The following is a 6,321-nucleotide window of genomic DNA, read 5'->3' on the forward strand; positions in this document are numbered from 1 at the left end:
GTGTCCGTCCTCGGTCCGGCGGGTGCTGTTGATTCAGATGTGCTGGATAACGGACGCCGGCCGCTGCGGGCGGACACCCCCCACCCCGTCCCCTTCTCGCCGTACGCGGCTAAAGGTGCGTACAGCGTCCCCACTCAGGGGCGCGGGGAACTGCGCGATCAGCCCCCACCGGGCCGCAGCCGCCCGACCTGGCATCCCCTTGGGTGAAGGAACTCAGCAGCTCGGCTTGGTCGAAGCCGTGGCCGTCGGCTGCGGCGAAGTCAGCGCGGCCAGGGCCTTGTCGGCTGCCGCCTTCGCCGTGAGGTTCTTGAAGGCCGTCCCGATGATCAGGTCGACCTCCGCACCCTTGCGTGTGTCCGTGCGCGTCTCCGCGGAGGCGAGTTGTGTGCCCAGCACCGGCAACGAGGTCTTCAGCGCGGAGGACGGGCCGAGCAGTATCCCGACGCCCTTGACCTTCTTGTCGTACGTCGCCGTCGCGTTGCCCACGTCGCCGATCCTGAAGCCCCGCTTCTTCAGCTCGTCCGCCGTCGTCTTGGCGAGCCCGCCGCGAGCCGTGGCGTTCAGGACGTTGACGGTGATCTGGCCCGGCTTCGGGAGAGCGGCCGCGGAGGATGAGGGCGAGGCGGTCGCCTTCTTCGTCGCGCAGTCCGTCTCGGGGCCGGCCGCCGAGGCCTTGTCGCCGCCCGTGAACACGTCGATGAGCTGGAGCGTGCCCCATCCGGCCAGGCTCAGCGCGGCGACGGAGGCCACCACCCCGAACGCGAGCCTGCCTCGTCGCCGAGGCCGGCGCATCCGGGGGTACTTGTCTCCCTTGATCCGGTACTTACCGCCCATGCCGGGGGGAGTCAGCATGCTCATGGGCGCAGCGTAGTGCGCCCGGGCGGTGATGCCTACTAGATGATCATTGACCCGCGTGCAGGAGAACCCGAAAGGGCCAAACCTTTACAGCGCGGTCACTCAGTCCAGCTCAAGCACACGCGCGTGCAGGACCTGTCGCTGCTGGAGCGCCGCCCGCACCGCGCGGTGCAGGCCGTCCTCCAGGTACAGGTCGCCCTGCCACTTCACGACATGCGCGAACAGGTCGCCGTAGAACGTGGAGTCCTCGGCGAGCAGGGTCTCCAGGTCGAGTTGGCCCTTGGTCGTCACGAGCTGATCGAGGCGGACCGGGCGCGGTGCGACGTCCGCCCACTGCCGGGTGCTTTCCCGGCCGTGGTCGGGGTACGGCCGGCCGTTTCCGATGCGCTTGAAGATCACACGGAAAGCCTACCGGTCAAGACCTTCCGGGCGCAGCCATGGCGACCGAGTGCGACGCTGAAAAAAGAACAACAAAAGGGGCGAATCGGGAACAGGGGTCTGGTATGAGCGAGCGAAAGACCACGCCCGGGGGTGTGGGCAGGACTTCGGCGGGAACTGCCGACCGGTCCATGCCGGAGGCAAAACCTGCCTCCGGTGCCCTGCCGCGGGAGGCCCTGGAGATCGCCTCCGGCTACGCCTTCACCGGACCCGCGCTGGATCTGGGCGCGCTGCTGTGGGACGGCGTCTGTCTGGCGGACGCGCAGGTCAGGATCCCCCTGCCGATGCTCAACCGGCACGGGTTGGTGGCCGGCGCCACCGGCACCGGCAAGACCAAGACGCTCCAGCTCATCGCCGAGCAGCTCTCCGCGCAGGGCGTGCCGGTGTTCCTCGCGGACATCAAGGGGGATGTGTCGGGCGTTTCGGCGCCGGGCGTTCAGAACGCGAGAGTGCGGGCCAGGGCCGCCGACGTACATCAGGAGTGGGTGGCCACCGGGTTTCCCGCCGAGTTCTACGCCCTCGGCGGCATCGGCCACGGCATTCCCGTCCGGGCCACCGTCACCAGCTTCGGGCCGGTGCTCCTGTCCAAGGTGCTCCAGCTCAACCAGACCCAGGAGCAGTCCCTCGGCCTGATCTTCCACTACGCCGACCAGAAGGGGCTGGAACTGGTTGATCTGAAGGATTTGCGGGCGGTCGTCGCCTTCCTGACCTCGGACGAGGGCAAAGGTGAACTCAAGGGCATCGGCGGGCTGAGCACCGCCACCGCCGGGGTCATCCTGCGGTCGCTGACCGCCTTCGAGGCGCAGGGCATGGCCGACTTCTTCGGGGAGCCGGAGTTCGACACCGCCGAGCTGCTGCGGACGGCCGACGACGGGCGCGGGCTCGTGTCCGTGCTGGAGCTGGCCGCCGTACAGGACCGGCCGCAGCTCTTCTCGACCTTCCTGATGTGGCTGCTCGCCGATCTGTTCCACGACCTGCCGGAGGTCGGGGATGTCGACAGGCCCAAGCTCGTCTTCTTCTTCGACGAGGCGCACCTTCTCTTCCACGGGGCCTCGAAGGCGTTCCTCGACTCCATCACCCAGACCGTCCGGCTGATTCGCTCGAAAGGGGTCGGCGTCTTCTTCGTCACGCAGACCCCGAAGGACGTACCCGCCGACGTCCTCGCTCAGCTCGGCAACCGGGTCCAGCACGCGCTCAGGGCGTTCACGCCGGACGACCACAAGGCGTTGAAGGCGACCGTGAAGACCTTCCCCGACTCCGCCTACGACCTGGAGGAACTGCTCACCGGACTCGGGACCGGGGAGGCCGTCGTCACCGTGCTGAGCGAGAAGGGCGCGCCCACGCCCGTCGCAGCGACCCGGCTGCGGGCGCCCGAGTCCCTCATGGGACCCGTGGACGCCGGTGTCCTCGACGCGGCGGTCAAGACCTCCGCGCTGCACGGACGTTACGCACAGGCTGTGGACAGAGAGTCCGCCTACGAGAAGCTGAGCTCGCGCGGCGCCAAGGGCCCGGACGAGATGAAGGCGCCGGCCGGGAAGCCGAAGGAGGACCCCTCCGTCGTCGAACAGGTCGTCGGCAGCGGCATGTTCAAGTCCCTCGCGCGGTCGGTGGGCACGCAGATCGGGCGCGAGATCACCCGCTCGCTCTTCGGTACGGCCCGGAGGAGGCGGTAGGCCCGCCTCCTCCGGTGGATCAGCCGCGTTTCTGTTCCCTCTCCGGCGGCCTCTTCCGCTTGGCCGTCGGCGGTTTCGGTGTGCTGCGTGCGGCCTCCGCGCGCAGCAGCGCGCGCAGGATCGCGTACGGGTCAGTGGGCATGACGGTGTTCCTTGCGTGAGTGCTGAGCAGGCCTGGGGAGCGGGCTCTGTCAGCAGCGCAGGACCACGGAACGCGGGGCGGGCGGGGCGTACGGCGGCTGCGGCGACCCCGGCACCGGCCGGTGCGCGGGGACAGCGGGAGCCGCCTCCGACCGCGGAGCGGTACGCAGACGTGCGGCCGTCCGGTGGACGACACGGGCCGGTGGCCGCACGGCGGTGTCCAGGACGTCGTACTCGACGATCTCCCCGGCGCCCACGCCGTGCGCCTCGTTCATGGGGGCGGCCGGCACGAGGAGGGCGAGGAGCAGCACGAGCGTGCGCAGCCAGGTGCGGCCGTACCGGGGTCGTCGTGCGGAGCTCACCCTGGTCGTGTGCCACCCGACGCGCCCGTCTCATCACAACGGCCCTGAATTTCACCCGTTCACAGCAGTGCCCCTTGAGGGCGCCCTTACTTCTGCTTCGCGGCCTTGGCCGCCGCCTTCATCTCCTGCTTGTGCGCCCGCACCTTGGCCAGCGACTCGGGCCCGGTGATGTCGGCGACCGAGCGGTAGGACTTGGCTTCACCGTACGGCCCCGCCGCCTCCCGCCACCCCGACGGCGTAACCCCCAGCTGCTTGCCCAGCAACGCCAGGAAGATCTGGGCCTTCTGCTGACCGAAGCCGGGCAGCTCCTGCAACCGGCGCAGCAGCTCCCACCCGTCGGCCACGCCCTTCCAGACCAGCTCGGCCTGACCGTCGTAGTGCTCGACGAGGTACTGGCACAGCTGCTGGATCCGCTTGGCCATCGAGCCGGGGTACCGATGCACGGCCGGCTTCTCGGAGAGCAGCGCGGCGAAGGCCTCCGGGTCCTGCGCGGCGATCTCGTGCGCGTCGAGGTCGCTCGCGCCGAGGCGGTCCGCGATGGTGCGGGGGCCCTTGAACGCCCACTCCATCGGAACCTGCTGGTCCAGCAGCATCCCGACCAGCGCGGCGAGCGGGGAGCGGCCGAGGAGTTCGTCGGCCTCGGGGTCCTGGGCGAGGTGAAGGGTGACGTCCATGACTCCGATGATGCCCTTGTCACCGGCGCGGTGCGCGGGCTACGGCCGCCAGTACCCCAGCGCGTGCACCCGCTGTTTCGGGACGCCCAGTTCCTTGCGGACGTACGACGACAGGGTCCTGGTCGTCGCCGTGTCGCAGGCGATCCAGACGTACGCGTCCGGGTGGGTCTTCAGCAGACCGGGCAGGTCGGCCTTCACCTGGGCGACCAGGTGCGTGCCGGAGTCGAGGCGGAGGACCCGGCGGAGCTCGTGGCGGGTCGGGTCGGTGCGGAAGGGGAGGTCGTCCCCGCCGCCCTCGAACCAGACGGTCGCCGGGGACGAGTCCAGGGCGCCGAGGAGGGAGTTGAGGGCGGGCAGGGACGCCGGGTCGCCGAAGGCGAAGACATGGGTGGGCTCCGGGTCGGGATGGTCGAAGCCGGTGCCGTGCACGGTGGCCTCGATGGTGTCGCCGGGCTTCGCCGTACGGGCCCAGTCGCTCGCGCGGCCGTCGTGCAGCGCGAACTCCAGGGTGAAGGTGCCGGCCTCCGGGTCCGGGTCGACCAGGGTGTAGGCGCGCTGGTGCGGTCTGCCCTCGGCGGAGAACCACAGACGCACCCACATCGTCGGGTGGACCCCGGTGGCGGCCAGCATCCCGCCGTCGGTGAGGTGCACCCGGCGGTACTCGCCGGTGACGTCCTCGGCACCGGTCACGGTGAACTCGAAGTCCTTCGCGCGCAGCAGTCGGAGGACCGCGCCCTCCCAGCCGTGCCCCTGCCCCATGGTCTCTGTATCCCTCGCGTACGATTCCCACGCCAATAGAACTTAGGTAAGCCTAACTTAAGGGAAGCGGGTTCGAAGGTGAGTATCGAGATCTACCGAGACGCCTGGGGGATACCCCACCTCCGCGCGGACAGCGCGCGTGAGCTCGCCCGCGCCCAGGGCCGGGTCACCGCCCGCGACCGCGCCTGGCAGCTGGAGGTCGAACGGCACCGCGCGCAGGGCACCTCGGCCGCCTTCCTCGGCGCCACGGCGCTGTCCTGGGACACGTTCGCGAGACGGGCCCGCCTGGACGACACGGCGAGACGCTGTTTCGCGGCGCTGGAGAGACGGGACCCGGAGACGGCCGACTGGGTGCGGGCGTACGTCGACGGCGTCAACGAGGAGCTCCCGTCCGCCTCGGCCCCCGAGTTCGCCCGCGCCGGCCTCGCCCCCGGGCGCTGGGAGCCCTGGACCCCGCTCGGCGTCTGGCTCGCCACGCACATCCTGTTCGCCGGTTTCCCGGCCAAGCTCTGGCGGGACGAGGCGATACGGCACCTCGGGCCGGACGCGGTGGGTCTCTTCGCCGCCGACGGCCCGGGCACCTCAGGCAGCAACGGCTGGCTGGTCGCCGGCGAGCGCACCGTCAGCGGTCATGCCGTCCTCGCCGGCGACCCGCACCGCTACATCGAGGACCCCGGTGTCTACCAGCAGGTCCGCCTGGCCTGCCCCGAGTTCGACGTCATCGGCCTCGCCGTCCCCGGAGTACCCGGCATCGCCCACTTCGGCCACACCGGCACGGTCGCCTGGTCCATCACCAACGCCATGGCCGACTACCAGGACCTGTACCGGGAGCGGTTGCGGCGCACGGGCGCCGGAGTGGAGGCCCTCGGCCCGGACGGCGCCTGGCACCGGGCCGGGCGGCACACGGAGACCATCGAGGTGGCGGGCGAGTCCCCGGTCGAGATCGAGGTGATCGAGACCGGGCGGGGACCGGTGATCGCCGGGGGGCCGGAGGGGCTGGACGGGGGAGTGCTGGACGAGGAGGCACCGGCCGACGTGGCGGCTCCGCACGCCGGTTCGCTTGAGCGGCGCTCGGGCCCCAGCACCGACGGCGCCACGTCGCAGGTGCGGGACGGCTCCGGTTCCTTGACCCCGGCCGCTCCTGACGCCGTCCCGCACCACCTGGCCGGCTACGGGTCCCCGGTGTTCGGCGCTGCCGACGGCGTCTCGCAGGGCCTCGCCGGTCGCGGTTCCTTGGTATCGGATGCTGCTGACGGCGTCCCGCACCACCTGGCCGGCTACGGGTCCCCGGTGTTCGGCGCTGCCGACGGCGTCTCGCAGGACGTCGCCGGTCGCGGTTCCTTGGTATCGGATGCTGCTGACGGCGTCCCGCACCACCTGGCCGGCTACGGGTCCCCGGTGTTCGGCGCTGTCGACGGC

The 6,321-nt window shown here is 70.9% G+C and carries 8 protein-coding genes; 2 read left to right on the plus strand and 6 right to left on the minus strand.

From position 1 onward, the window contains the following. Positions 1 to 213: 213 nt before the first annotated feature. Positions 214 to 834, minus strand: coding sequence for a LytR C-terminal domain-containing protein (locus ACI2L1_RS39320; RefSeq protein ID WP_404744288.1), 621 nt, complete (start codon positions 832 to 834; stop codon positions 214 to 216). Between the two features lie 123 nt (positions 835 to 957). Next, positions 958 to 1,254: a type II toxin-antitoxin system VapB family antitoxin gene (locus ACI2L1_RS39325; RefSeq protein ID WP_003999914.1), complete on the minus strand. Its 297-nt coding sequence runs from the start codon at positions 1,252 to 1,254 to the stop codon at positions 958 to 960. Positions 1,255 to 1,424: 170 nt separating this feature from the next. Here ACI2L1_RS39325 and ACI2L1_RS39330 point away from each other — a divergent pair, with 170 nt between their 5' ends. Next, positions 1,425 to 2,966 carry a helicase HerA-like domain-containing protein gene (locus ACI2L1_RS39330; RefSeq protein ID WP_404744289.1) on the plus strand — a complete coding sequence of 514 codons (1,542 nt, stop codon included), beginning with the start codon at positions 1,425 to 1,427 and terminating at the stop codon, positions 2,964 to 2,966. A gap of 19 nt (positions 2,967 to 2,985) precedes the next feature. Here the strand turns inward: ACI2L1_RS39330 and ACI2L1_RS39335 are convergent, their stop codons facing one another. The 4 genes from ACI2L1_RS39335 to ACI2L1_RS39350 all read right to left on the minus strand — a co-directional run bounded on the left by ACI2L1_RS39335 (position 2,986) and on the right by ACI2L1_RS39350 (position 4,902). Next, entirely contained in the window at positions 2,986 to 3,108 is a 123-nt protein-coding gene (locus ACI2L1_RS39335; protein WP_404744250.1) for a hypothetical protein, read from the minus strand. 49 nt (positions 3,109 to 3,157) lie between these two features. Continuing rightward, a complete protein-coding gene (locus ACI2L1_RS39340; RefSeq protein ID WP_404744251.1) occupies positions 3,158 to 3,469 on the minus strand; it encodes a hypothetical protein in 312 nt (103 codons plus the stop codon). A gap of 86 nt (positions 3,470 to 3,555) precedes the next feature. Beyond that, on the minus strand, positions 3,556 to 4,143 hold the full coding sequence (locus ACI2L1_RS39345; RefSeq protein ID WP_404744252.1) for an HhH-GPD-type base excision DNA repair protein: 588 nt from the start codon (positions 4,141 to 4,143) through the stop codon (positions 3,556 to 3,558). A gap of 39 nt (positions 4,144 to 4,182) precedes the next feature. Then, positions 4,183 to 4,902 carry a siderophore-interacting protein gene (locus ACI2L1_RS39350; RefSeq protein WP_404744253.1) on the minus strand — a complete coding sequence of 240 codons (720 nt, stop codon included), beginning with the start codon at positions 4,900 to 4,902 and terminating at the stop codon, positions 4,183 to 4,185. 78 nt (positions 4,903 to 4,980) lie between these two features. Between ACI2L1_RS39350 and ACI2L1_RS39355 the strand changes: the two genes are divergently transcribed. After that, positions 4,981 to 6,321 (plus strand): penicillin acylase family protein (locus tag ACI2L1_RS39355; protein ID WP_404744254.1); only part of this gene is annotated, 1,341 nt, incomplete at its 3' end.

Source organism: Streptomyces sp. NPDC019531 (genome assembly GCF_044903305.1).
Taxonomy (GTDB): domain Bacteria; phylum Actinomycetota; class Actinomycetes; order Streptomycetales; family Streptomycetaceae; genus Streptomyces.

What these genes read in the sequence shown, in the direction of transcription:
- ACI2L1_RS39320 (WP_404744288.1), bottom strand. Translation starts at nt 834, where the DNA reads ATGGGCGGTAAGTACCGGATCAAGGGAGACAAGTACCCCCGGATGCGC.
- ACI2L1_RS39330 (WP_404744289.1), top strand. Translation starts at nt 1,425, where the DNA reads ATGCCGGAGGCAAAACCTGCCTCCGGTGCCCTGCCGCGGGAGGCCCTG.
- ACI2L1_RS39335 (WP_404744250.1), bottom strand. Translation starts at nt 3,108, where the DNA reads ATGCCCACTGACCCGTACGCGATCCTGCGCGCGCTGCTGCGCGCGGAG.
- ACI2L1_RS39345 (WP_404744252.1), bottom strand. Translation starts at nt 4,143, where the DNA reads ATGGACGTCACCCTTCACCTCGCCCAGGACCCCGAGGCCGACGAACTC.
- ACI2L1_RS39350 (WP_404744253.1), bottom strand. Translation starts at nt 4,902, where the DNA reads ATGGGGCAGGGGCACGGCTGGGAGGGCGCGGTCCTCCGACTGCTGCGC.